The following is a 22,493-nucleotide window of genomic DNA, read 5'->3' as shown; positions in this document are numbered from 1 at the left end:
TACGACCGATTGCCATGACTTCTCCAGTCGCCTTCATCTGGGTACCAAGACGGCGTTCACCCTTTTCAAACTTGTCAAATGGGAAACGTGGAATCTTGGCAACCACATAGTCAAGGGCTGGTTCAAACATGGCATAGGTTGAACCTGTAACTGGGTTGATCACCTCATCCAAAGTCAAGCCAACTGCAATCTTGGCAGCCAACTTAGCAATTGGATACCCTGTCGCCTTAGATGCCAGGGCTGACGAACGGGATACACGAGGGTTTACTTCGATGACATAGTACTTGAAGCTGTGTGGATCAAGTGCTAGCTGAACGTTACATCCACCTTCAATCTTAAGAGCACGAATAATGCTCAAGCTCGCATCACGAAGCATTTGGTTTTCATAGTCTGACATGGTTTGCGCAGGGGCAAATACAATGGAATCCCCTGTGTGAATCCCAACTGGGTCAAAGTTTTCCATGTTACAAACAACCAAAGCATTGTCAGCTGAGTCACGCATAACTTCGTATTCGATTTCCTTGAAGCCTGCGATTGAACGCTCAATCAAACATTGGGTCACAGGTGACAATTTCAATCCGTTTTCAGCGATTTCACGCAATTCTTCCTCATTGGCACACATACCACCACCAGTACCACCTAGGGTAAAGGCTGGACGAACGATGACTGGGTAACCAATTGTCGCTGCAAAGGCAACTGCTTCTTCAACAGTGTTTACAATTTCAGATTCTGGAATTGGTTGGTTGAGCTCTTCCATCAATTGTTTAAAGAGGTCACGGTCCTCCGCTTGGTCAATGGCAGATAATTTAGTTCCCAGAAGCTCAACACCAAGCTCATCAAGGATACCATTTTTAGACAATTCCATGGCCATATTAAGACCAGTTTGCCCACCAAGGGTTGGTAGCAAGGCATCTGGACGCTCCTTACGAAGAATACGTGTCACAAACTCAAGTGTAATCGGTTCGATGTAAACCTTGTCTGCAATCTCCTTGTCCGTCATGATAGTCGCAGGGTTTGAGTTAACCAAAACAACCTCATAACCTTCCTCTTTCAAAGACAAGCAAGCCTGGGTCCCAGCGTAGTCAAACTCAGCAGCCTGACCAATAATAATCGGACCAGAACCAATCACCATAATTTTTTGAATATCAGTACGTTTAGGCATATATAAGATATTAAGGGCGTCAAGCGGACAAAGCTAAAATAGGAGTTATGACGAAGAACTATCAGTTCTAGGAATAACTATCTTTTTAGCACAGTCCGTAGCCCGTATTCAGTTCAGCAAATACGGACCACCCTTCTCCTTTCTATTTGGCAACTCTCAGGTTGCCATTAAATAAATTCTCCGACGATTTTTTAGCGAAACGATACTTTTCGGTAAAAAATCTAGTGCAGGGAGTTTTTAGTTCGCCTGATAGCGACTAAAAGAAACGACCTGCCTTTCTATTCGTCGCCTCACAGAGCGACATTAAATAAGATACAAAGGACGAATAGAAAGCGATTGAATTTTAGGAAACCAAGGAAGGATTGACAATCCAAATTAGTTTCTCTAAATTCCGAGCTTTCCGTCCGTGTTCAGTTACATAAATTCTTCGACAAGCTTTTACTCGTTATTAATTTGATTGTTTAAATGCTTCCATCATCTCGATAAACTCGTCAAATAGGTAGCTTGCATCGTGTGGACCAGGGGCTGCGTCTGGGTGGTATTGGACAGAGAAAGCAGGTTGGTATCTGTGACGAACTCCTTCAACTGACTTGTCATTGATTTCTTCATGGGTGATAATCAAATGCTCTGGCAAATCCTCACGGCTAACTGCATAACCGTGGTTTTGACTTGTAAAGTCTACACGGCCTGTAGCAATCTCACGTACCGCATGGTTAAATCCACGGTGTCCAAATTTCATCTTGTAGGTCTTAGCACCATTTGCCATGGCGAAGAGTTGATGCCCCATACAGATACCGAAGATTGGAATTTTTCCTTGCACACCGCGAATCATATCCAGTGCTTGTGGAACGTCTTCTGGGTTACCTGGACCATTTGACAACATAACTCCGTCAGGATTGAGATGGAGAATTTCTTCAGCCGTTGTCGAATAAGGAACAACCGTCACATTACAGTTGCGTTTAGAAAGTTCACGTAGAATTGAGTGCTTGAGACCAAAGTCCACTAGCACCACGCTTAAACCAACTCCTGGAGCTGGATAAGACGTTTTTGTAGAAACCTGCTTGATATTGTCTGTCGGCAAGACTGTTGCTTGGAGCTGGTCTGTCACATGGTCCATACTGTCCCCAACATGGGTCAAGGTTGCACGCATGGTACCATGCTTACGGATAATCTTGGTAAGTGCACGCGTATCAATCCCTGAAATACCGGGAATTTTCTTGGCTTTCAAAAATTCATCTAGCGTCATTTGGTTGCGCCAGTTGCTAGCTCTACGTGCTTCTTCGAAAACAACGACTCCCTTACAAGTTGGAATAATGGATTCGTAATCATCACGGTTAATTCCATAATTTCCCACCAAAGGATAAGTAAAGGTCAAGATTTGTCCATTATAAGACTGGTCTGTAATGGATTCTTGGTAGCCGGTCATCCCTGTATTAAAGACGATTTCGCCTGTTACATCAATATCTGCTCCGAAGGCCTTGCCTTCAAAAACTGTGCCATCTTCTAATACTAGAAGTCTTTTTGTCATATTTTCACCTCTCGTGGACGCTCACTGGCGTCTTTTAACGTCTTGTGTTTTAGTTGGCGTTTCTACTCGCCAATACGGATTCTAAGATTGCCATTCGAACAAAGACACCATTGGTCATTTGTTGGACAATCCGTGATTTTGGTGCTTCAACCAAGTGATCTGCGATTTCTACATCACGATTGACTGGAGCTGGATGCATAAGGATTGCTGTTTCTTTCAAACGGTCATAACGTTCTTGAGTTAAGCCATGTTGGGCATGGTAGTCTTCTTTTGAAAAGACAGCTCCACTATCATGACGTTCATGTTGCACACGGAGAAACATCATGACATCCACCTGATCAATGATTTCATCAATGGTTGCAAACTGTCCATAGTCTGCAAACTCTTGACTTCTCCATTCCTCAGGTCCAGCAAAGTATAGTTCAGCTCCCAAGCGTTTCAAAATCTGCATATTGGATTTGGCAACGCGTGAGTGGTCCAAGTCACCTGCAATCGCAACCTTGAGACCCTCAAAGTGACCAAATTCCTCATAAATAGTCATCAAATCAAGCAAGCTCTGGCTAGGGTGTTGACCCGAACCATCTCCACCATTGATGATGGAAGTCGTAATCGTTGGACTTGCAATTAACTCTCTGTAGTAGTCAACCTCAGGGTGGCGAATCACACAGACATCCACTCCTAAAGCAGACAGAGTCAAAATGGTATCATAAAGTGTCTCACCCTTATTGACTGAACTAGTCTTCACATCAAAGTCAAGTCGCTCCAATCCCAGTTTAATCTCTGCCACTTCAAAGGACTTATGCGTCCGTGTAGAATCCTCAAAGAAAAGATTGGAAACAATCGGATGGTCTTCATAAGGAAGCTGAGCTCCGTTTTTAAACTCAATTCCTCGCTTGATCAATTTCATCACTTGATCGACAGTGAGGTCTTCCATGGACACCACATGGTTCAATGCTTGTTGATTTTCTGACATGGCTACTCCTTTAGCTTTCTAAGCTTCTTCAGTAATCAGAACTCTGTCTTGGCCATCAAGTTCTGCCATCTCTACGATGATTTCTTCAGAACGACTAGTTGGGATATTTTTTCCAACGTAATCTGGACGGATTGGCAATTCTCTATGTCCACGATCGACTAGAACTGCTAAACTCACGCGCGCAGGACGACCATGACCGACAATATTATCAATAGCAGCACGGATAGTACGACCTGTATAAAGCACATCGTCCACCAAGATGACTTCACGGCCTGTCACATCAACAGAAACAAAAGAAGTATCTTCTCCACTTTTAACGTCATCACGGAAAGGTTTGGTGTCCAACTCCACAACAGGAACTGAAAGATTTTCTAATTGCTCCAAACGTTCTTGAATTCGGTGGGCGATAAAGACACCACGAGTTTTAATACCAGCCAAGACGATTTTATTCAAATCTTTATTGCGTTCGATAATCTCATAAGTAATACGCGTAATCGCTCGTTTGACGGTCAATTCGTCTACAACTTCTTTTGTCTTCATGACAAACCTCCAAAAAGAAAAGTCTCCTTAAACAAGGAGACTTGAAATGTATAGCTAAGCAAGCCCTACTGCAAACAGTATGGACTTTACCCTTCTACTTTATCGCGCTCCTTGCCTGACTCACGGGACAGGTTTAAAGGAATATTTAGTTATCAAATACTATAGCACAAAGCGGGCCTAAAATCAAGCAAAAACTTTTGATGCCCTAACTTATAAATTGCTAAAATCATATAATTGTGGGTACTGGTCACACTCTGGATTTTTAGGGTGACATATAGCCCGTCCAAAGTAAATCATGGCTTGATGAGCTGCCAACCACTGCTCCGGTGGCAAGATATCCATGACCCGCTTTTCCACCTCAAGCGGTGTCGCTGATTTTTTGACGATATCGTGGTGTTTGCAAATACGCTCCACATGAGTATCCACTGCAAAAGCTGGGATCCCGAAGCCTACACTCATGACAACATTAGCTGTCTTGCGACCAACACCTGCTAGACTCTCTAATTCCTCACGTGTCTGAGGAACTTGACCATCAAAATCATCTAGTAACTGTTGGGCACATTTTTTAAGGAATTTAGCTTTATTCCGATACAATCCCAGACGAGAAATGTGTGAAGCAATCTCGCTCTCTGTCGCCACAGACATGGCTTGTGGAGTTGGAAAGGCAGCAAAGAGACCTGGTGTGGCCTTATTGACTGCTGCATCCGTCGTCTGAGCTGACAACATGACCGCAACCAAGAGTTCAAAATGATTGGTAAAGTCAAGACTGGGCTTGGCATCTGGAAAAAGAGCAATAATTTCTTCTAGCACTTTTCGTGCGCGTTTTTTTGACAAGACCATTATTCGTCTCCATCAAATAGTCCTTGTAAACCAGCAAAAGGACTGTTTTCTTCTTTCTTAACTGCTTGTTGAGCTTGGTATTCTTCTTCTGTCATGATTTGCCAGTCATTTCCTGAAACAAATCCTTGACCAGCCTCTTCTTCAGCCGTCAAGACCTTGATAGGAATGTTCAGAAGGATATTATCTGACACGCTCTCAGCAAGGTCAAGTTCTCCATTTTCGATAGGCAAGACCAAATCATCGTCTAAAACTTCCTGATCTAGCTGGTTAGTTGCGCCTTCCATGAAAACTTCCGTTACTGGATAAGATTCAACTAACTCAACTGGCTCCATACTGCGACTTGAAGCAAGAACAATGGTATAAGATAGTTGATAATCTAAGAAATACATACGGTCTTCGTACTGTACTTTCCCAATAGCAAGGATATCTTTTACATCTAAAATTTCTTGATTGCGTGTACGCAAGTCTGCGACTAGGTCTAAAGTTTGTTCAAAGTGCAAACCTTCAGACTGCTTACGAATTTCTTGAATATTTAATTTCATACTTCCTCCATAAAGATTTACTCTCTTGATTATACCATGAAAAGGCTACAAATCAGCCCACCAAACTTTGTAATTAAAATTCGATTTTTTGACATGTTTACTATGATGTTTTTATTTTGTAGCGCTATACTGAGCAAGGAGGATGCTCACATAGAAGACAAAGAGTTCATTACTAATGCTTACCACTCGGATTTTAGAACTTGGAATTTCCAGTTTTCTGTTGACAAAATATCCTGAAAGGTATAGTATAGAGATACTAATACTCGGAGGTAAGGGAGACATGAACAGCTAAGTCTATCAAATAAAGAACCTTTATTTAGTAGATCTTGTTTTTGTCTCTTTTTGTGTGCTCTTTTCATACTAGATTTTCTAGTATCTTATCCTCATTGAAAATCAAAAAACTAGAAAGCTAACCATCTGCTCCTCTTGAGTTGGATTAGGCAATCCTAAGCTAGTTTGACGAGCTTTTCAACGAGGATAATAGAGTTTTGACAGTGACTTTGGGCTCTACTAGATAAAGTAGAGCTTTTTGTTATGCACTATCGACATTCTAGAAAGGGCAATCATATGATAAAAATCAATCACCTGACCATCACACAAAACAAAGATTTACGAGACCTTGTCTCCGATCTAAGCATGACCATCCAAGACGGGGAAAAGGTCGCTATTATTGGCGAAGAAGGAAATGGCAAATCAACCTTACTTAAAACTTTAATGGGAGAAGCTTTTTCTGATTTCACTATCAGGGGAGACATCCAGTCTGACCACCAGTCTCTGGCCTACATTCCTCAAAAACTCTCCGAGGAGCTGAAAAAGAAAACTCTACACGACTACTTCTTTTTTGATACTGTTGATTTAGACTACAGTGTTCTCTATCGTTTGGCTGAGGAATTGCAGTTTGATAGCGATCGTTTCGCTAGCGACCAAGAGATTGGCAGTCTATCAGGTGGCGAAGCTTTGAAAATTCAGCTCATCCATGAGTTAGCCAAACCTTTTGAGGTTCTATTTTTAGATGAACCTTCAAATGATCTAGACCTAGAGACAGTTGATTGGCTAAAAAGTCAGATTCGAAAGATTAGGCAAACCGTTATTTTCATTTCCCATGATGAAGACTTTCTTTCTGAAACGGCAGATACTATTGTCCACTTGCGATTGGTCAAGCACCGTAAAGAAGCCGAAACGCTAGTAGAGCATTTAGATTATGATAGCTATAGCGAGCAGAGAAAGGCTAATTTTATCAAACAAAGTCAGCAGGCTGCCAACGACCAAAGAGCCTATAACAAAACCATGGAAAAGCATCGCCGAGTCAAGCAAAATGTAGAAACCGCTCTTCGAGCTACCAAAGACAGTACTGCCGGTCGCCTATTGGCTAAAAAGATGAAAACTGTCCTCTCTCAAGAAAAACGCTACGAAAAGGTAGCTCAGTCCATGACCCAAAAGCCACTTGAAGAGGAACAAATCCAACTTTTCTTTTCAGACATCCAACCATTACCATCTTCTAAAACATTAATCCAACTGGAAAAGGAAAATTTGTCCATTAGCGAGCGCGTTTTGGCTCAGGAGTTACAACTAACTATCCGTGGCCAAGAAAAAATCGGTATCATCGGCTCAAATGGTGTTGGAAAATCAACTCTGTTAGCCAAGTTGCAACAACTGCTAAGTCAAAAAAGAGAGATTTCTATTGGTGTTATGCCACAAGATTACCACAAAAAACTGCAATTAAGTCTATCTCCAGTAGACTATCTCAGCCAAACTGGGGAAAAAGAGGAACTACAGAAAATCCAATCTCACTTAGCTAGTCTCAATTTCAGTTATCCAGAGATGCATCACCAAATCCGCTCCTTATCTGGCGGACAACAAGGTAAACTCCTGCTTTTGGATTTAGTGTTGCGCAAACCAAACTTTCTCCTTCTGGATGAGCCTACACGAAACTTTTCTCCCACTTCTCAACCTGAAATAAGAAAACTCTTTGCCACTTATCCTGGTGGTCTCATTACTGTTTCGCATGACAGGCGTTTCTTAAAAGAGGTCTGTTCGACCATCTATCGCTTGACAGATCATGGTTTGGAGATAGTTAATTTAGAAGATTTATAAACTTTGAACATAGCAAAAATCCAGAGACAACCTCTGGATTCTTTTTACATATGTTTCAAACGCTCAATCCGTTCTGAGATAGGTGGGTGGGTATAAAACAGTTTTTGGAACCCTCCCCCTTTCTTGGGATCATTGATATAAAGTGCACTGCTGGCATCATCGACAGGACGACTCATAGGTTTACTATTATCCAACTTACCTAGAGCATTAATCATCCCTTGAGGATTGCGAGTCAACTCGACACTGGAAGCATCAGCTAGGAATTCCCTCTGACGAGAAATAGCTAGTTGCACCAAGGTTGCAGCGAGAGGTGCCAGCACGATAGCTAGTAGAGAAACCACGAGCATAATGATTTCTAAGCCATTTCCATCTCGGTCATCGTCACTTCGTCTACGACCTGCTCCACCCCACCACATCATACGACCTGCCATACTAGAAAGCATGGTGATAGCACTAGCAAGGGCAACGGCAATAGTCGAAATACGGATATCGTAATTACGAATATGACTGACTTCATGTCCCATAACAGCTTCTAGTTCTTCACGATTCATGATAGCTAGGAGACCTGACGTCGCAGCAACCGCCGCATTTTGAGGGTTAGAACCTGTCGCAAAGGCATTTAAGGCTGGATCATCAATGATGAAAATACGGGGCATAGGAATCTGAGCGACCATAGCCATATCTTCCACTACATGGTAGAGGTCTGGTGCCGTTTGTTCATCAACCTCACGCGCGCCATTCATGGACATGACAATCTCTGTCGATTGAAAAATCATGGACAAGGCGTAGATAAAGCCGATAATCAGAGCGATAACCAAACCACCAAGCCCAGATCGCATAAAGAGGTAACCAACCGCATAACCAACAAGAGCCAAGAGTAGGAAAAATACCAGCAACAAAATCCACGTTTTTCGTTTATTGCTTGCAATTTGATCAAACAACATCTTAGTCACCTAAACCGCTAAAGTCAACTTTAGGAACTGCCTTTTCCTCTTCTGGTGTTTGAAGGAAATCTGCTACTTTAAATCCAAACATTCCAGCGATAATATTACTTGGGAAAGTTTCTAATTTTACATTGTAGTTGCTGACAACACGGTTGTAGAGTTGACGAGAGTAAGAAATTTTATTTTCTGTGTTTGTCAACTCCTCTTGCAATTTAACAAAGTTTGCACTAGCTTTCAAATCTGGATAGCTTTCTGCAACTGCAAAAATACCTGAAACCTGACGAGTGAGGGCATCACTAGCTTTCATAGCTTCTGCTGGTGACGTCGCTGCCGCCACTTGGTTACGAAGTTCTGCCACCTTTTCAAGGGTAGAACCTTCATATTTGGCATAACCTTTTACAGTTTCAATCAAGTTTGGCAAGAGGTCATTTCGACGTTTCAACTGAACATCAATCTGACTCCAAGCCTCCTTTGTTTGCATACGATTCTTAACCAAACCGTTATAGCTAACAATCACAAAAATAACAATAAGAGCGATAACTCCAAGAATAATCCAAGTCATTATATAAGTCCTTTCTACTTTTAGATTAGTACCAGTATATCAAATTTTTAATGATTGTGGTAAAATAAGATGATACTAAAGAAGGAAATAACTATGAAACCAGAAACATTTTACAACTTGCTTGCCGAGCAAAATCTTCCACTTTCGGACCAGCAAAAAAAACAATTTGAACGTTATTTTGAACTCTTGGTCGAGTGGAATGAAAAGATTAATTTGACAGCTATTACGGACAAGGAAGAAGTTTATCTCAAACATTTTTACGATTCGATTGCACCTATTCTGCAAGACTTGATTCCCAATGAAACTACCAAACTTCTTGATATTGGAGCTGGAGCAGGATTTCCTAGTCTACCAATGAAAATCCTCTATCCTCAGCTTGATGTGACCATCATTGATTCACTTAACAAACGCATTAACTTTCTCCAATTGTTGGCTCAAGAACTGGATTTGGACGGTGTTCATTTCTACCATGGACGTGCAGAAGATTTTGCCCAAGACAAGAACTTCCGTGCCCAATATGATTTTGTGACAGCTCGTGCGGTTGCCCGCATGCAGGTCTTGTCTGAATTAACAATTCCTTACCTTAAAGTTGGGGGCAAACTATTGGCACTCAAGGCTAGCAATGCTCCTGAGGAGTTATTAGAAGCTAAGAATGCCCTCAACCTCCTCTTCAGTAAAGTCGAAGACAATCTCAGCTACGCCCTACCAAATGGAGATCCGCGTTATATCACAGTGGTGGAAAAGAAAAAAGAAACACCAAATAAATATCCAAGAAAGGCTGGCATGCCCAATAAGCGCCCGCTTTAAATTTTTTAGTAAAAAATATTTACAAAATCAGCCTCGCTCTTTTATTTCTAGGCTCGGGAAAAAATGATTTACAAAATCATTTTTTTCTGCTATACTATCACAAGCAAAGGTTTTTAATGTCATCCCGTGAGGTGACGAAGACACAGAAATACTTGAAACTCTTTAAAGTCTAGATTTTAGAGAAGTCTTACTCTGAGGGCCTATTGCTGTAAAATAATGGGCTCTTTTTTGATGCCCAAAAGTGAGGTTTATATGAAACAAGAATCAACTGTTGATTTGTTACTAGACGTTGACCAACGTCCTTCGGCTGGAAAAGGAATTCTCCTTAGTTTCCAACACGTTTTCGCCATGTTCGGTGCGACCATCTTGGTACCATTGATTTTGGGAATGCCTGTATCTGTTGCCCTTTTTGCTTCAGGTGTTGGAACACTCATCTACATGATCGCAACTGGTTTTAGAGTTCCAGTTTATCTAGGATCATCATTCGCCTTTATCACAGCAATGTCACTTGCTATGAAAGAAATGGGTGGTGATGTATCTGCTGCTCAAACAGGGGTTATCTTGACTGGTTTGGTCTATGTCCTTGTGGCTGCTGGTGTTCGTTTTGCAGGTACAAAATGGATTGATAAACTCTTGCCACCAATCATCATCGGACCTATGATCATCGTTATCGGTCTTGGACTTGCAGGTTCAGCTGTTACCAACGCTGGTCTTGTAGCTGATGGAAACTGGAAAAATGCTCTTGTAGCAGTTGTTACTTTCTTGATTGCTGCCTTTATCAATACAAAAGGAAAAGGATTCCTACGAATCATTCCATTCCTCTTTGCCATTATCGGTGGTTACCTCTTCGCTCTAGCTCTTGGGCTAGTTGACTTTACACCAGTTCTTAAAGCTGACTGGTTTGAAATTCCTAGTTTCTACTTGCCATTTAGTACTGGTGGTGCCTTTAAAGAGTACAATCTTTACTTTGGTCCAGAAACCATCGCTATCTTGCCAATCGCTATCGTAACAATTTCTGAACATATCGGAGACCATACTGTTTTGGGTCAAATCTGTGGCCGTCAATTCTTGAAAGAACCAGGTCTTCACCGTACTCTTCTTGGTGACGGTATCGCAACTTCAGTTTCTGCCTTCCTTGGTGGACCAGCCAATACAACTTATGGAGAAAATACAGGGGTTATCGGTATGACTCGTATCGCTTCTGTCTCAGTTATCCGTAACGCTGCCTTCATCGCGATTGCCCTTAGCTTCCTTGGTAAATTCACTGCCTTGATTTCAACCATTCCAAATGCTGTACTTGGTGGTATGTCAATCCTTCTCTATGGAGTTATCGCCAGCAACGGTTTGAAAGTCTTGATTAAAGAACGTGTTGATTTCGCTCAAATGCGTAATCTCATCATCGCAAGTGCTATGTTGGTTCTTGGACTTGGAGGAGCTATCCTTAAACTCGGTCCAGTTACCCTTTCAGGAACTGCCCTATCAGCCATGACAGGAATCATCTTGAACTTAATCTTGCCATACGAAAATAAAGACTAAGAGTCTAAACATATCAAAAAACGAGCATTTCCAATTACGGAAGTGCTCATTTTCTTCTTTCCAAAAAAGTAAAGCCCTGCGGCCTTCCTTTGTCTTACTTACGTTTCTTCTTCGCTTTCTTCATTTTATTCGCCATGCGTTTCATGGACTGTTTCATAGCAAATTCACCGATTTTACCTTTTAGACCGCCACCAAACATCTGGCTCATATCTGGCATTCCTGCTCCTCCGAGAGCTGACAAGTCAGGCATACCACCTTGTCCCATCATTCCTTCAAGGGCAGACATATCCATTCCTCCCATATTTGGCATATTTTTAGGAAGGTTATTTGGATTGATTCCCATTTGCTTCATCATCTTGTTCATATCACCAGACATAACACCCTGCATGAGCTGTTTAGCTTGGTTAAAGTCTTTGATGAATTTATTGACTTCGACAAAGGTATTTCCAGAACCTGCAGCGATACGACGGCGACGGCTTGGATTTAATAAATCTGGATTTTCACGCTCTTCAGGTGTCATCGAAGACACAATGGCACGTTTGCGCGCAATCTGGCGCTCATCCACCTTCATGTTTTGAAGGGCTGGATTATTGGCCATACCTGGAATCATCTTGAGCAAGTCTTCCATTGGCCCCATGTTTTGCACCTGATCCAACTGATCGATGAAATCATTGAAATCAAAGGTATTTTCACGCATCTTCTCAGCCATTTCAAGGGCTTTTTGCTCATCGTATTCTTGAGAAGCTTTCTCAATCAAGGTGAGCATATCCCCCATACCAAGAATACGGCTTGACATACGGTCTGGGTGGAAGGTCTCAATGTCCGTAATCTTTTCACCTGTACCAGTGAACTTGATTGGTTTTCCAGTGATGTGACGAACAGATAGAGCCGCACCACCACGAGTATCGCCATCAATCTTAGTAAGGATAACCCCAGTCACTTCCAACTGAGCATTAAACTCACGCGCAACATTGGCCGCTTCTTGACCAATCATGGCATCAACGACGAGCAGAATTTCATTTGGTTGAGCCAATGCTTTCACGTCACGAAGCTCATTCATCAAAAGCTCATCAATCTGCAAACGACCTGCCGTATCAATCAAGACATAGTCGTTATGATTGGCTTGGGCTTGTTCCAAACCTTGACGTACAATCTCAACAGCTGGTACTTCTGTCCCAAGAGCGAAGACAGGCACATCAATCTGTTGCCCCAAGGTCTTAAGCTGATCAATGGCAGCTGGACGATAGATATCCGCCGCAATCATCAAAGGACGAGCATTTTCTTCCTTCTTGAGTTTGTTGGCCAATTTACCTGCAAAGGTTGTTTTACCAGCCCCCTGCAAACCAACCATCATGATGATCGTAGGAATCTTAGGTGACTTGATAATTTCTGCCGTATCAGAACCTAAAACTGCTGTCAATTCCTCATCTACAATTTTAATAATCTGTTGCGCAGGATTAAGGGTATCAATGACCTCATGTCCGACTGCACGCTCACGAACTTTCTTGATAAAGTCCTTTACAACAGGCAAGGCAACGTCGGCCTCGAGCAAGGCCAAGCGAATTTCTTTGGTTGCCTCTTGGACATCAGATTCAGAGATTTTTCCTTTTTTACGTAGATTTTTAAAGACGTTCTGCAAACGTTCTGTTAAACTTTCAAATGCCATGTTTCTTCCTCTTATTCTCTATTATCAATGCTTGTTAAAATTTCTATCTGCTCCTGCAGAAAGTCATCCTTGGGATACCGCTCCAAAATCTGATCAAAAATCTGACTGCGGACAATGTAGTCCGAGTACATGTGTAATTTCATCTCATAATCTTCCAGAATCTTTTCTGTCCGCTTGATATTGTCATAGACAGCCTGACGACTGACACCGAACTCTTCAGCAATCTCAGCAAGGCTATAATCATCAGCGTAGTAGAGCTCTATATAATTCATTTGCTTGTCTGTCAAAAGCGCCGCATAAAATTCAAAGAGCGCGTTCATACGATTGGTTTTTTCAATTTCCATAACTTTTATTATACCAAAAATTAACCTAATCTACCACATTAGCGGACTAATCCGAGAAGATAGCCAGGTAAATTTGAAAAAGACATGAGCCTAGCCCCAAGTAATTTCCAATTGATAGCTGGCAAAGGGTTGTCCCTCTTGATTTTGTAGTTGATAGGCTAGCTCAATCTTTTGCCCATCAACTTCATAGCGACTGGTTTGGATAACAAATTCCTGCATGCCCATAGGTGTGGGAATATAGGCTAAACTATCGCTATTTTTTAGAAAGCGCATAATGGTCTTGGGATTGGAAAATCGACTCATCACAAGTTCTTGACCATGAAATTTAATAACCACTTTTTCCTTTTCCTCATTATAGAAAAGCAGGTAGCTATAATCTCCCTTTTCATGCACTTCCACGTCATAAAGCTGGTCAATCACTTCCAACTGCTCATCAAACTGAATCGTATTTCGCATCCGAATCTTCACATCAGGTCCTCTTTCTTGTCTCTTGTCCTACTATTTTACCAAAAAGAGCAGGATTTTGCTATAATGGTCATATGAACGAAAAAGTATTCCGTGACCCAGTTCACAACTACATCCATGTCAATAATCAAATCATCTATGACTTGATCAATACAAAAGAATTTCAACGTTTGCGTCGTATCAAGCAACTGGGAACTTCCAGTTATACCTTCCACGGTGGGGAACACAGCCGCTTCTCTCACTGTCTAGGAGTCTATGAGATTGCACGACGTATCACAGAGATTTTTGAAGAAAAATATCCTGAGGAATGGAATCCTGCCGAGTCTCTCTTGACCATGACCGCTGCTCTCCTACATGACCTTGGGCATGGTGCCTACTCCCATACTTTTGAACATCTCTTTGATACAGACCATGAAGCCATTACTCAGGAGATTATCCAAAGTCCTGAAACGGAGATTCACCAAGTCCTGCTACAAGTGGCACCAGATTTTCCAGAAAAGGTTGCCAGTGTCATAGACCATACCTATCCTAACAAGCAGGTTGTGCAACTCATTTCTAGTCAGATTGATGCAGACCGCATGGACTATCTCTTGCGCGACTCCTATTTTACAGGAGCATCCTATGGGGAATTTGACCTGACTCGCATCCTCCGAGTCATTCGTCCTGTCGAAAATGGTATCGCCTTTCAGCGCAATGGCATGCACGCTATCGAAGACTACGTCCTCAGTCGCTACCAGATGTATATGCAGGTTTATTTCCACCCAGCAACACGTGCCATGGAAGTTCTCCTACAGAATCTCCTCAAACGCGCCAAGGAACTCTACCCTGAGGATAAGGACTTCTTTGCACGAACATCTCCACATCTCCTGCCTTTCTTTGAAAAAAATGTGACCTTGTCTGATTATCTGGCTCTGGATGATGGTGTGATGAATACCTACTTCCAACTCTGGATGACCAGTCCTGACAAGATTCTCGCAGATTTGTCGCAACGCTTTGTCAACCGCAAGGTCTTTAAATCCATTACCTTTTCACAAGAAGATCAAGACCAACTAGCTAACATGAGAAAATTGGTTGAGGACATCGGCTTTGATCCCGACTACTATACTGCCATTCATAAGAACTTTGACCTCCCTTATGATATCTATCGTCCCGAATCTGAAAATCCACGGACACAGATTGAGATTTTACAAAAAAATGGAGAACTAGCCGAACTCTCTAGCCTGTCTCCTATCGTCCAATCCCTTGCTGGTAGTCGCCACGGAGATAATCGCTTTTATTTTCCAAAAGAAATGTTGGACCAAAACAGCATCTTCGCAAGCATTACCCAGCAATTTTTACACTTGATTGAGAACGATCATTTTACCCCAAATAAAAACTAGAAGAGGAAATTTATGAGTATTAAACTAATCGCCGTCGATATCGACGGAACCCTAGTCAATAGCCAAAAGGAGATTACTCCTGAAGTCTTTTCTGCCATCCAAGATGCCAAAGAAGCTGGTGTCAAAGTCGTGATTGCAACTGGTCGCCCTATCGCAGGTGTTGCCAAACTTCTCGACGACTTGCAGTTGAGAGACGAGGGTGACTATGTGGTGACCTTCAATGGTGCCCTTGTCCAAGAAACTGCTACAGGACATGAGATTATCAGCGAATCCTTGACCTATGAGGATTATCTGGATATGGAATTCCTCAGTCGCAAGCTCGGTGTCCACATGCACGCTATTACAAAGGACGGTATCTATACTGCCAATCGCAATATCGGAAAATACACTGTGCACGAATCAACCCTCGTCAGCATGCCCATCTTCTACCGTACACCTGAAGAAATGGCTGACAAGGAAATTGTCAAATGTATGTTCATTGATGAACCAGAAATCCTCGATGCTGCGATTGAAAAGATACCAGCCGAATTTTACAAACGCTACTCCATCAACAAATCCGCTCCTTTCTACCTCGAACTTCTTAAAAAGAATGTAGATAAGGGTTCAGCTATTACCCACCTAGCTGAAAAACTCGGATTGACCAAAGATGAAACCATGGCTATCGGTGACGAAGAAAATGACCGTGCCATGCTAGAAGTCGTTGGCAATCCTGTTGTCATGGAAAATGGAAATCCAGAAATCAAAAAAATCGCCAAATACATCACTAAATCTAATGATGAATCTGGCGTTGCCCATGCCATCCGTACATGGGTACTGTAAAATAATTTGAATATAAAAAAAGCACTCCAGAAGTTAGAGATAATGTACTGACCCCAAAAGTTAGACAGAAAAATCTTACTTTTGGGGTGCAGTTTAAAATTCAGTATTTTTGGTTTCTAGTTCTATCCCCTTAATAATTATTAAATCTGAAAAAGGTAGTACATTATGTAAAACCTTTTTCAATTTTTTATTTTACTACGAATTAATATTATTTTTTCAAGTGATAATCGATCCACTAACCTTCCTTTATAAATATTGCAGTTCTTTTCTTAGTTAGCTTTTTTTCATAACTCTTTATAAGAATAACCAATAAACTACTTAGTAATCCCAAAATAACTAGACTTAATCTCGGGTTTAAAAGCCAATTAAAATAAGCGGCCAGTATCCCTCCAAAAGGAGCAAAAATGGTAGCTATTACAAAAGAACTAGAAAGTATCTTTCCAATATTATACACAGTACTTTCTTGCTGCTGTATTGTTGTAATCGAAACAGAAGCTATTGTAATTAATCCGCTCAAAATTGAATAACAAATTCCAAAAAATATCCAATTTTCTACTATTCCACTCGCCATAATGACAAGTGGGATGGTTGCCATTGATATATTCATCAATATAAAGGTATCCTTCTTATTCAAAAAAGTAGAAAGAAGGGTTACTGCTATCAAACTACCAAAGCCAGCAATGGAGTAAACAATCCCAACAAGACTATTTGATAATTTTAATTGATCCTGTAAATAATAAATAATCGTTGCATTGAAGCCTAGCATAGCGATATTCACAACAATAGTAAAGAGTAAAGAAATCCTCAATTTAATATTTGTAAAGTTCTCTTTAAAACCTACAAAAATTTCTTTTATATCATCATTACCATTCTCCTTGTGTTCTTGATCTGGAATATATGAAATTAGTATTGAAAGAAATAACAATAAGAAAGAAGCACTATTTATAAAAAAAATACTATTAATATTAAACTTTAACATTAATACCCCTGCTAGAGCTGGAGAAATTAATTTTGAAATAGTTCGTACACCTTGAAATTGAGAATTATATTTTTGTAATTCTTCCTTCTCAAATAAAGCAGGAGTAATGACTGAGAATCCTGTTTGAAAAAGTGTCGAAAATAAAGGTATCAAAAATGCAATAACATAGTAAAAAAATATAGAAACTGAATATTTAGATAATATCGGTATTACACTACATAATAATGCAGGTATTAATGTAGACCATAATAGTATTTTTTTCTTATTGAAATTATCTAATAAGTAACCCATAACGAATCCCAACAAGAATTGAGGTAACAATTCAATAATCACCATTCCTCCCATTGCAAAAGACGAATGAAATTCTTGGTAAATTAAGATTGGAAAAGCAATTTTCTGAAATCTATCTCCAACATTTGATATAAACTCACCAAAAGTAATGGTATAAAACGTTTTCTTGTTAATATCCAAAATGTCCCTTCTTTCTAGTTAAACCACGATGAATATCACTTTTTATTAAATCGGTAAGACTTATTCCAAACCTCTTTGCAAGAGTTGGTACCGCACTATTTTCACTTAAACCATACATAGTTACTAACTCAATGAAATATACATCCTCGCCAGATACTCTAAAATCAAGATAACAAGTACCATCTATTTCATAATAATCCAATCATGACCACCCGTCAAACGGGTGGTTTGTCCCAGGACTATAAGCCCAAACTACCAGCCAGCGCCTAAAGACGCTGGCTTTCACGTTATTCAAGCCTTATTGCTCTTGACTCGTCACTTGCCTCTCAAAGAGGCTTTAGTATTACTTACCACTATCCCTAAAGGCATCCTTCTTATTCAAAAAAGTAGAAAGAAAGGTTACTGCTATCAAACTTCCAAATTCAGCAATGGAGTAAACAATCCCAACAAGACTATTTGATAATTTCAATTACGTCCATTTTTTTCTCTCATTAATTGGACATAGCCCTTTGTTTCTATTTTTGAATTTAAAAACGAGAACTCTCCGCACATTTTATCATAAAAATTATTATAATCTTCTTTTGAAAAATCTCCTAAAATCTCTATCTCAAGATAAAATCCAAGACCATCAATCTTATCTAGATTAATCGTTTTATTTTCTAATGCGTCATGATATGTCTTTCTATATTTACTTATTGTGAAAATATTTGAAAATCCATCTTGCAAGATATTTCTTACAAATTCTAATTTTTCAGATTCCAACTCTATTTCACTTTCACTCCACATTCCTTGTTTTATCGTATCTTTTCTTGTGAAAACACATGCTTTATTATCATCTTCTTGGCGAATTCTGTAGATAAAGCTACCTACCTCATCATTTTCAAATTCTCTTCCTTTTGTTTTAAAATATTTATCAACTTGCTTATTTTCATTCTTAAATTTATAAGATTTTTCTAAATATGAAATAGCATTATTATAATCTTTCTCATCGTTGAGTTCAAATCTAACTTCTAATTCATTCATTAATTTTACCTCTCAATTCTTCAAAGGCTGAAGTCTCTTTACATTCACTCAGTCTATAGTAAGTTTCTGTAGATGTTTTATGGACAAAAAGCCTAATATTTTCTTGCACTCATTTTAGCACTTCAATATAATACTGTCAAGAATTTTGATAATATTTTTTTATTTATTTTTTTAAAATATATATTTGTATCTATCTAAATTTAAAAAAACGATGCTTAATTGAACATCGTCTTTACTATTCTGTTATATCTGCAATGTAATGCTCGATTTTTAGAGCCATTGACATATTTCCCTCAAGCTTATATAGGAAATAAGCCGTTTCAAAGTACTCTTTTACTGCAACTTTAGAAGAAAAATTCTTACTTACATTTCCCATCAATAAATACAAATCAGCTAAGAGATATGTTGTTCTATACGTCTTACATTGCTTTATCGTATCTGTGATTTTAGTAATAGCCTCTTCAGTATTATTCTGCAACCATAGATAGCGACAAACATTATAATTAAATTTAATAGAAAGGTTTAACTCTTCGATTGTGTTTAACTTGAGTTGATTTACTTGATACTCTAACTTTTCTCGAATTTCATTAAAACTCTCTAAATCTTCAATATCATAATAAAAATTAAATAGAGTACTTGAAATTTGAAGGTAGATCAGGTCAGTTACATTTAACTGAGACAGTACCTTCTCCAATCTTGCCACAGCCTCCTCTTTTTGCCCATAGAGATAAAAATCTATAAGAGATTTTATCCACTCCATATAAAACTTATCTACTAGAGACAAGCGATGTACCTTTACACTCTCTAATTCATATATATATTTCAAAGACTCATAATTTCGATTTGTGATAAATGTCTGGGCTAACTTCTTAAACTCTGATAACTCATCAATCTCCTCTCCAATCTGCTCATTAAAAAAATAATCTATACTAACTTTTAACTTCTTAGACAGAGCATATAAAAAGTCTGCTCCTGGAGTAAATTCTCCATTCTCTAATCGACTAATCTGCCCCTGTTTACATATCCCCTCAGCCAATTCTCGCTGAGACATTTTTAATTCTTTTCGTCTATTTTTTAATCTTGTTGCTAATAGTGTGCCCACGTTTGCATTTTCCTTTTCTATTCGATTTCAATTTCAATTGTAACATGATTAAATTTTAAATACAAATTAATAAACTAAAAGATACAAATTATATATAAGCAATGACTAGATAGGTTACCTTTGAAAACCTATCCCTTCTTCTTTTGAAATTTTATTACTCAAACGATTGATAAAACTATTAACGTTAAATGTACTAGATATTAGACTATTCACGTTTAGATTTTGCTATTGATAGATTTAACAGACCAGAAATAGTCTTTTACAACATATCAAATTCAGGAGAATAATAACGATTTTCCCCATTTTTTTACACTCTCTAGTTCATAACAATCAATTCATCTTGTCACATACCTTAGCCCCAAAAATCCACACCAAATCTTTTCGAAAGCTGTTTAAAGCTTTGTACTTGCTTTCTGAATTCATAAATCTGAACCTTTACCTCATTTGTCCAATTCCTTAATAAAAATAAGGACATTCTAATAAAGGAAGTCCTTATTTTTCCTATTTAATTGGTCAAAATTATTTTATCCTTTTACTAACATTCATTCTCTTACTAAATCATACTCTCTATCAATAACCCTCTTTTAGAGTATGTCCGTAAGTTTGAATAATTTGTCGTATATCTTTATGACTTAGTAATCTTGAAACAGCCCATATATCAACACCTTTTGATAATAAATATGAACCGTAAATATACCTTCCTGCTGTTGCTATCATGGTTTGACTACCTATCCCAAGTTCGGATAAAAATACTTTCAAGCATTTATTCAATCCATAATTTGTAGAAAGTTTATACCTTCTATCACAAAAGACCAAATCATATTTCTTTAATTCGTCACGATTATAAAGAACCTTATCTTGTTCCTCTTTCAATGCATCCAATACAGATATTAAATCTTTATCAATAAGAATTTCTATTATGGAAGTATTCGTTTTTTGAGGAATAAAATTTGTCGATTTCTAGCAAATCTTTCATACGTCTTTATAGTTTGTCTTTCTGAAAAATAATATTTTCTACTTTATAATTCACCTTCTAATTCTCTTATAATCGAGTATAAAGATTCTTTCGTTTTGGGAACAGATTCCTTCAATATACCCTCTACAATTTTAAAATTTAAGTTGGAATAATTATGATAAATAAAATTTCTAAAACCTTTTATCTGAATCCAATTTATCCTATCTAAATACTTCTGTTTTACTTCCTCTGACAATTTGCCTAACGATAACTGTTCTCCTACTTGTCCTAAATTCATTGCGATAGAATCAACTACCATATCATCATCTAAAGGTAAATTATATCTTCTTGCTTTTTCCAAAACAGCAACAGCCTTATCAAGATATAAAACCATATCCTTCAAATAGGCTATATCAGTTTCAAGAGATTGACTTCTCATAAATAACCTCTCTGTCATTCAAAAAATTTTTCTTGACTAACTTCCCAATATTCGTTTTTGGAGAAAGTAAATCACTAACCAATAGAATATCTATATTACCATCAAAAATAGTTAAAAGCCTACCATACACATCAAAATAGATCGAATCATCCTCTAACTCCAAAGCAATATCAACATCACTTTGTCCATCAGCTTCACCCCTAGCATAAGAGCCAAATAGATAAATTTTAGATAAATCATATTGTTTAGCAACAGGAACAATTTTTTCCTTTATCTGATCTATTGTATAAACCATAGCTTCTATCCTTTTTTATATTGTCAATACATTACAAGCATATCCCTATTAAATAAAGGCTTTAAATTTAAACTTGTAACTTCTTCTCTAATGCTTGTGCCAAAACTTCTGAATAGTTAATCTTTTCTCGATCAGCAAGACGAACTAGCCATTCAGGAACAGTCACATTTTTCCTAATCGCCTTGTTACTTCTCACAAAAGGCGCAGGATCTACTTGAATCATTGATACAAAACCATCTGAAACTTCAATCTTTAAAATATCACTTGGTGTAGGCAACGCTATACCTTCATCAATATAGGAAGCTAAAACATTTTCAAGCATTTCACGAGCATTTTTCATTGCTTCCTCAATATTTTTTCCTTCTGTACCCCCACCAAATTCTGGAAATTCTACCCAATATCCTGTTCCTTCTTTATGAAATATAGCTGGATACGTTTTTAACATTCTACTACCTCCAACATTCTACTACCTCTGATATAAAAGACTTAGGAAAGTAAAACTTACAATCCTAAATCTTTGAGAATTTTTCTTTCTAATCCCTTTCCCAAATCTTCATTTCCATGAACTGGAATCGTGACAAGATATGAAAACCCTCTTTCTTAAAATGATGATGACTACCCCTTTGACGAACTTCAACCCATCCATTCTCAAGAGCTAGTTTCACCATTTCTTTACCTGTAAGTGGCATATATAGTCGTTACCTCCTTACGCTTATTCATTTATCATTATACACATTATGCGTATATTTGTCAAGCTAAAACAAATATTTAGCAATAACTACAAAACAAAATAGACCAGCTTGCTGATCTACTTTATTCTATATTCATTGAGTGAAAATTATTTTTGTTCAAAATTTGTTCAAAAAAATTAAAAATACTAAATTATTTTTAAAAATGAAATTGTGGAAAAAGCTATTAAATAAACACTTTGAATTTTCTTTGTCTTTCTTTACATTTCTAAAAATGCCCCCTGCATGTAAATTAGCGTTAAAATAAGTTAAAATAAATAAGTAAAAAGCGATTAAATC

Annotated in this window: 24 protein-coding genes and 2 pseudogenes; 5 read left to right on the top strand and 21 right to left on the bottom strand. The window is 38.6% G+C overall.

The window, feature by feature from the left end; all coding sequences use genetic code 11:
• The 6 genes from carB to RYL77_RS06905 all read right to left on the bottom strand — a co-directional run.
• Nucleotides 1–1,162: carbamoyl-phosphate synthase large subunit (gene carB / locus RYL77_RS06930; protein WP_315010746.1), on the bottom strand; the 1,162-nt coding region annotated here is incomplete at its 3' end.
• A gap of 448 nt (nt 1,163–1,610) precedes the next feature.
• Nucleotides 1,611–2,690, bottom strand: a complete 1,080-nt coding sequence (locus tag RYL77_RS06925) for a carbamoyl phosphate synthase small subunit (RefSeq protein ID WP_000166853.1) — start codon at nt 2,688–2,690, stop codon at nt 1,611–1,613.
• Between the two features lie 49 nt (nt 2,691–2,739).
• The gene (locus RYL77_RS06920; protein ID WP_001293841.1) at nt 2,740–3,663 is read right to left on the bottom strand and encodes an aspartate carbamoyltransferase catalytic subunit; all 924 of its coding nucleotides are present in this window, start codon (nt 3,661–3,663) and stop codon (nt 2,740–2,742) included.
• An 18-nt stretch (nt 3,664–3,681) separates the two neighbouring features.
• Complete coding sequence (gene pyrR, locus RYL77_RS06915; protein WP_315010745.1) at nt 3,682–4,203, bottom strand: bifunctional pyr operon transcriptional regulator/uracil phosphoribosyltransferase PyrR; 522 nt, start codon at nt 4,201–4,203, stop codon at nt 3,682–3,684.
• A gap of 210 nt (nt 4,204–4,413) precedes the next feature.
• Entirely contained in the window at nt 4,414–5,043 is a 630-nt protein-coding gene (gene nth / locus RYL77_RS06910; RefSeq protein ID WP_000244443.1) for an endonuclease III, read from the bottom strand.
• A complete protein-coding gene (locus RYL77_RS06905) occupies nt 5,043–5,585 on the bottom strand; it encodes a DUF177 domain-containing protein (RefSeq protein ID WP_315010744.1) in 543 nt (180 codons plus the stop codon). Before RYL77_RS06905 ends, nth begins: the two co-directional genes overlap by 1 nt.
• 534 nt (nt 5,586–6,119) lie before the next feature.
• Here RYL77_RS06905 and RYL77_RS06900 point away from each other — a divergent pair.
• Nucleotides 6,120–7,679: an ATP-binding cassette domain-containing protein gene (locus RYL77_RS06900; protein WP_315010743.1), complete on the top strand. Its 1,560-nt coding sequence runs from the start codon at nt 6,120–6,122 to the stop codon at nt 7,677–7,679.
• A gap of 44 nt (nt 7,680–7,723) precedes the next feature.
• Here RYL77_RS06900 and htpX read toward each other — a convergent pair whose 3' ends face one another.
• Entirely contained in the window at nt 7,724–8,623 is a 900-nt protein-coding gene (gene htpX / locus RYL77_RS06895; RefSeq protein ID WP_315010742.1) for a zinc metalloprotease HtpX, read from the bottom strand.
• Nucleotide 8,624: 1 nt separating this feature from the next.
• Nucleotides 8,625–9,185, bottom strand: coding sequence for a LemA family protein (locus tag RYL77_RS06890; protein ID WP_315010741.1), 561 nt, complete (start codon nt 9,183–9,185; stop codon nt 8,625–8,627).
• 93 nt (nt 9,186–9,278) lie between these two features.
• Here RYL77_RS06890 and rsmG point away from each other — a divergent pair, with 93 nt between their 5' ends.
• Entirely contained in the window at nt 9,279–9,992 is a 714-nt protein-coding gene (gene rsmG / locus RYL77_RS06885) for a 16S rRNA (guanine(527)-N(7))-methyltransferase RsmG (protein ID WP_315010740.1), read from the top strand.
• Nucleotides 9,993–10,244: 252 nt separating this feature from the next.
• Complete coding sequence (locus RYL77_RS06880; protein ID WP_315010739.1) at nt 10,245–11,528, top strand: solute carrier family 23 protein; 1,284 nt, start codon at nt 10,245–10,247, stop codon at nt 11,526–11,528.
• 94 nt (nt 11,529–11,622) lie between these two features.
• Here the strand turns inward: RYL77_RS06880 and ffh are convergent, their stop codons facing one another.
• The 3 genes from ffh to RYL77_RS06865 form a co-directional block, all read right to left on the bottom strand.
• The gene (ffh, locus tag RYL77_RS06875; protein ID WP_000863622.1) at nt 11,623–13,194 is read right to left on the bottom strand and encodes a signal recognition particle protein; all 1,572 of its coding nucleotides are present in this window, start codon (nt 13,192–13,194) and stop codon (nt 11,623–11,625) included.
• Nucleotides 13,195–13,205: 11 nt separating this feature from the next.
• Nucleotides 13,206–13,538, bottom strand: coding sequence for a putative DNA-binding protein (locus tag RYL77_RS06870; protein WP_000402066.1), 333 nt, complete (start codon nt 13,536–13,538; stop codon nt 13,206–13,208).
• Between the two features lie 90 nt (nt 13,539–13,628).
• A complete protein-coding gene (locus RYL77_RS06865) occupies nt 13,629–14,006 on the bottom strand; it encodes a DUF1934 domain-containing protein (RefSeq protein ID WP_315010738.1) in 378 nt (125 codons plus the stop codon).
• A 71-nt stretch (nt 14,007–14,077) separates the two neighbouring features.
• Here RYL77_RS06865 and RYL77_RS06860 point away from each other — a divergent pair, with 71 nt between their 5' ends.
• The gene (locus RYL77_RS06860) at nt 14,078–15,382 is read left to right on the top strand and encodes an HD domain-containing protein (RefSeq protein ID WP_315010737.1); all 1,305 of its coding nucleotides are present in this window, start codon (nt 14,078–14,080) and stop codon (nt 15,380–15,382) included.
• A gap of 12 nt (nt 15,383–15,394) precedes the next feature.
• Complete coding sequence (yidA, locus tag RYL77_RS06855; protein WP_315010736.1) at nt 15,395–16,201, top strand: sugar-phosphatase; 807 nt, start codon at nt 15,395–15,397, stop codon at nt 16,199–16,201.
• Nucleotides 16,202–16,436: 235 nt separating this feature from the next.
• Here yidA and RYL77_RS06850 read toward each other — a convergent pair whose 3' ends face one another.
• The 10 genes and pseudogenes from RYL77_RS06850 to RYL77_RS06805 all read right to left on the bottom strand — a co-directional run.
• The gene (locus tag RYL77_RS06850) at nt 16,437–17,651 is read right to left on the bottom strand and encodes an MFS transporter (protein WP_315010735.1); all 1,215 of its coding nucleotides are present in this window, start codon (nt 17,649–17,651) and stop codon (nt 16,437–16,439) included.
• Nucleotides 17,641–17,853: a hypothetical protein gene (locus RYL77_RS06845; protein ID WP_000386863.1), complete on the bottom strand. Its 213-nt coding sequence runs from the start codon at nt 17,851–17,853 to the stop codon at nt 17,641–17,643. The genes RYL77_RS06850 and RYL77_RS06845 overlap by 11 nt, the downstream gene beginning before the upstream one ends.
• Before the next feature lie 263 nt (nt 17,854–18,116).
• On the bottom strand, nt 18,117–18,674 hold the full coding sequence (locus tag RYL77_RS06840; protein WP_315010734.1) for a CYTH domain-containing protein: 558 nt from the start codon (nt 18,672–18,674) through the stop codon (nt 18,117–18,119).
• 235 nt (nt 18,675–18,909) lie between these two features.
• Nucleotides 18,910–19,776: a helix-turn-helix transcriptional regulator gene (locus RYL77_RS06835; RefSeq protein ID WP_315010733.1), complete on the bottom strand. Its 867-nt coding sequence runs from the start codon at nt 19,774–19,776 to the stop codon at nt 18,910–18,912.
• 542 nt (nt 19,777–20,318) lie between these two features.
• Nucleotides 20,319–20,774, bottom strand: a pseudogene (locus tag RYL77_RS06830) (site-specific integrase); the annotation flags it as partial.
• 21 nt (nt 20,775–20,795) lie between these two features.
• Entirely contained in the window at nt 20,796–21,170 is a 375-nt protein-coding gene (locus tag RYL77_RS06825) for a HepT-like ribonuclease domain-containing protein (RefSeq protein WP_315010732.1), read from the bottom strand.
• Entirely contained in the window at nt 21,151–21,465 is a 315-nt protein-coding gene (locus tag RYL77_RS06820; RefSeq protein ID WP_000263131.1) for a nucleotidyltransferase family protein, read from the bottom strand. Before RYL77_RS06820 ends, RYL77_RS06825 begins: the two co-directional genes overlap by 20 nt.
• 67 nt (nt 21,466–21,532) lie before the next feature.
• Complete coding sequence (locus RYL77_RS06815; protein ID WP_315010731.1) at nt 21,533–21,910, bottom strand: type II toxin-antitoxin system HicB family antitoxin; 378 nt, start codon at nt 21,908–21,910, stop codon at nt 21,533–21,535.
• Between the two features lie 56 nt (nt 21,911–21,966).
• Nucleotides 21,967–22,154 (bottom strand): annotated as a pseudogene (locus RYL77_RS06810) (type II toxin-antitoxin system HicA family toxin).
• A gap of 159 nt (nt 22,155–22,313) precedes the next feature.
• Nucleotides 22,314–22,493, bottom strand: a 180-nt coding sequence (locus RYL77_RS06805) for a hypothetical protein (RefSeq protein ID WP_315010730.1), incomplete at its 5' end; no start/stop codon positions are given.

This window comes from uncultured Streptococcus sp. (assembly GCF_963516515.1).
Classification (GTDB): Bacteria; Bacillota; Bacilli; order Lactobacillales; family Streptococcaceae; genus Streptococcus.
Note: the sequence above shows the minus strand (reverse complement) of the source record. Positions and strands in the feature narration are given on the sequence as shown.

Coding starts and splice junctions, on each gene's coding strand:
- RYL77_RS06925 (WP_000166853.1), bottom strand. CDS start 2,690: ATGACAAAAAGACTTCTAGTATTAGAAGATGGCACAGTTTTTGAAGGC.
- RYL77_RS06920 (WP_001293841.1), bottom strand. CDS start 3,663: ATGTCAGAAAATCAACAAGCATTGAACCATGTGGTGTCCATGGAAGAC.
- pyrR (WP_315010745.1), bottom strand. CDS start 4,203: ATGAAGACAAAAGAAGTTGTAGACGAATTGACCGTCAAACGAGCGATT.
- nth (WP_000244443.1), bottom strand. CDS start 5,043: ATGGTCTTGTCAAAAAAACGCGCACGAAAAGTGCTAGAAGAAATTATT.
- RYL77_RS06905 (WP_315010744.1), bottom strand. CDS start 5,585: ATGAAATTAAATATTCAAGAAATTCGTAAGCAGTCTGAAGGTTTGCAC.
- RYL77_RS06900 (WP_315010743.1), top strand. CDS start 6,120: ATGCACTATCGACATTCTAGAAAGGGCAATCATATGATAAAAATCAAT.
- htpX (WP_315010742.1), bottom strand. CDS start 8,623: ATGTTGTTTGATCAAATTGCAAGCAATAAACGAAAAACGTGGATTTTG.
- RYL77_RS06890 (WP_315010741.1), bottom strand. CDS start 9,185: ATGACTTGGATTATTCTTGGAGTTATCGCTCTTATTGTTATTTTTGTG.
- rsmG (WP_315010740.1), top strand. CDS start 9,279: ATGAAACCAGAAACATTTTACAACTTGCTTGCCGAGCAAAATCTTCCA.
- RYL77_RS06880 (WP_315010739.1), top strand. CDS start 10,245: ATGAAACAAGAATCAACTGTTGATTTGTTACTAGACGTTGACCAACGT.
- ffh (WP_000863622.1), bottom strand. CDS start 13,194: ATGGCATTTGAAAGTTTAACAGAACGTTTGCAGAACGTCTTTAAAAAT.
- RYL77_RS06870 (WP_000402066.1), bottom strand. CDS start 13,538: ATGGAAATTGAAAAAACCAATCGTATGAACGCGCTCTTTGAATTTTAT.
- RYL77_RS06860 (WP_315010737.1), top strand. CDS start 14,078: ATGAACGAAAAAGTATTCCGTGACCCAGTTCACAACTACATCCATGTC.
- yidA (WP_315010736.1), top strand. CDS start 15,395: ATGAGTATTAAACTAATCGCCGTCGATATCGACGGAACCCTAGTCAAT.
- RYL77_RS06840 (WP_315010734.1), bottom strand. CDS start 18,674: ATGAATGAATTAGAAGTTAGATTTGAACTCAACGATGAGAAAGATTAT.
- RYL77_RS06825 (WP_315010732.1), bottom strand. CDS start 21,170: ATGAGAAGTCAATCTCTTGAAACTGATATAGCCTATTTGAAGGATATG.
- RYL77_RS06820 (WP_000263131.1), bottom strand. CDS start 21,465: ATGGTTTATACAATAGATCAGATAAAGGAAAAAATTGTTCCTGTTGCT.
- RYL77_RS06815 (WP_315010731.1), bottom strand. CDS start 21,910: ATGTTAAAAACGTATCCAGCTATATTTCATAAAGAAGGAACAGGATAT.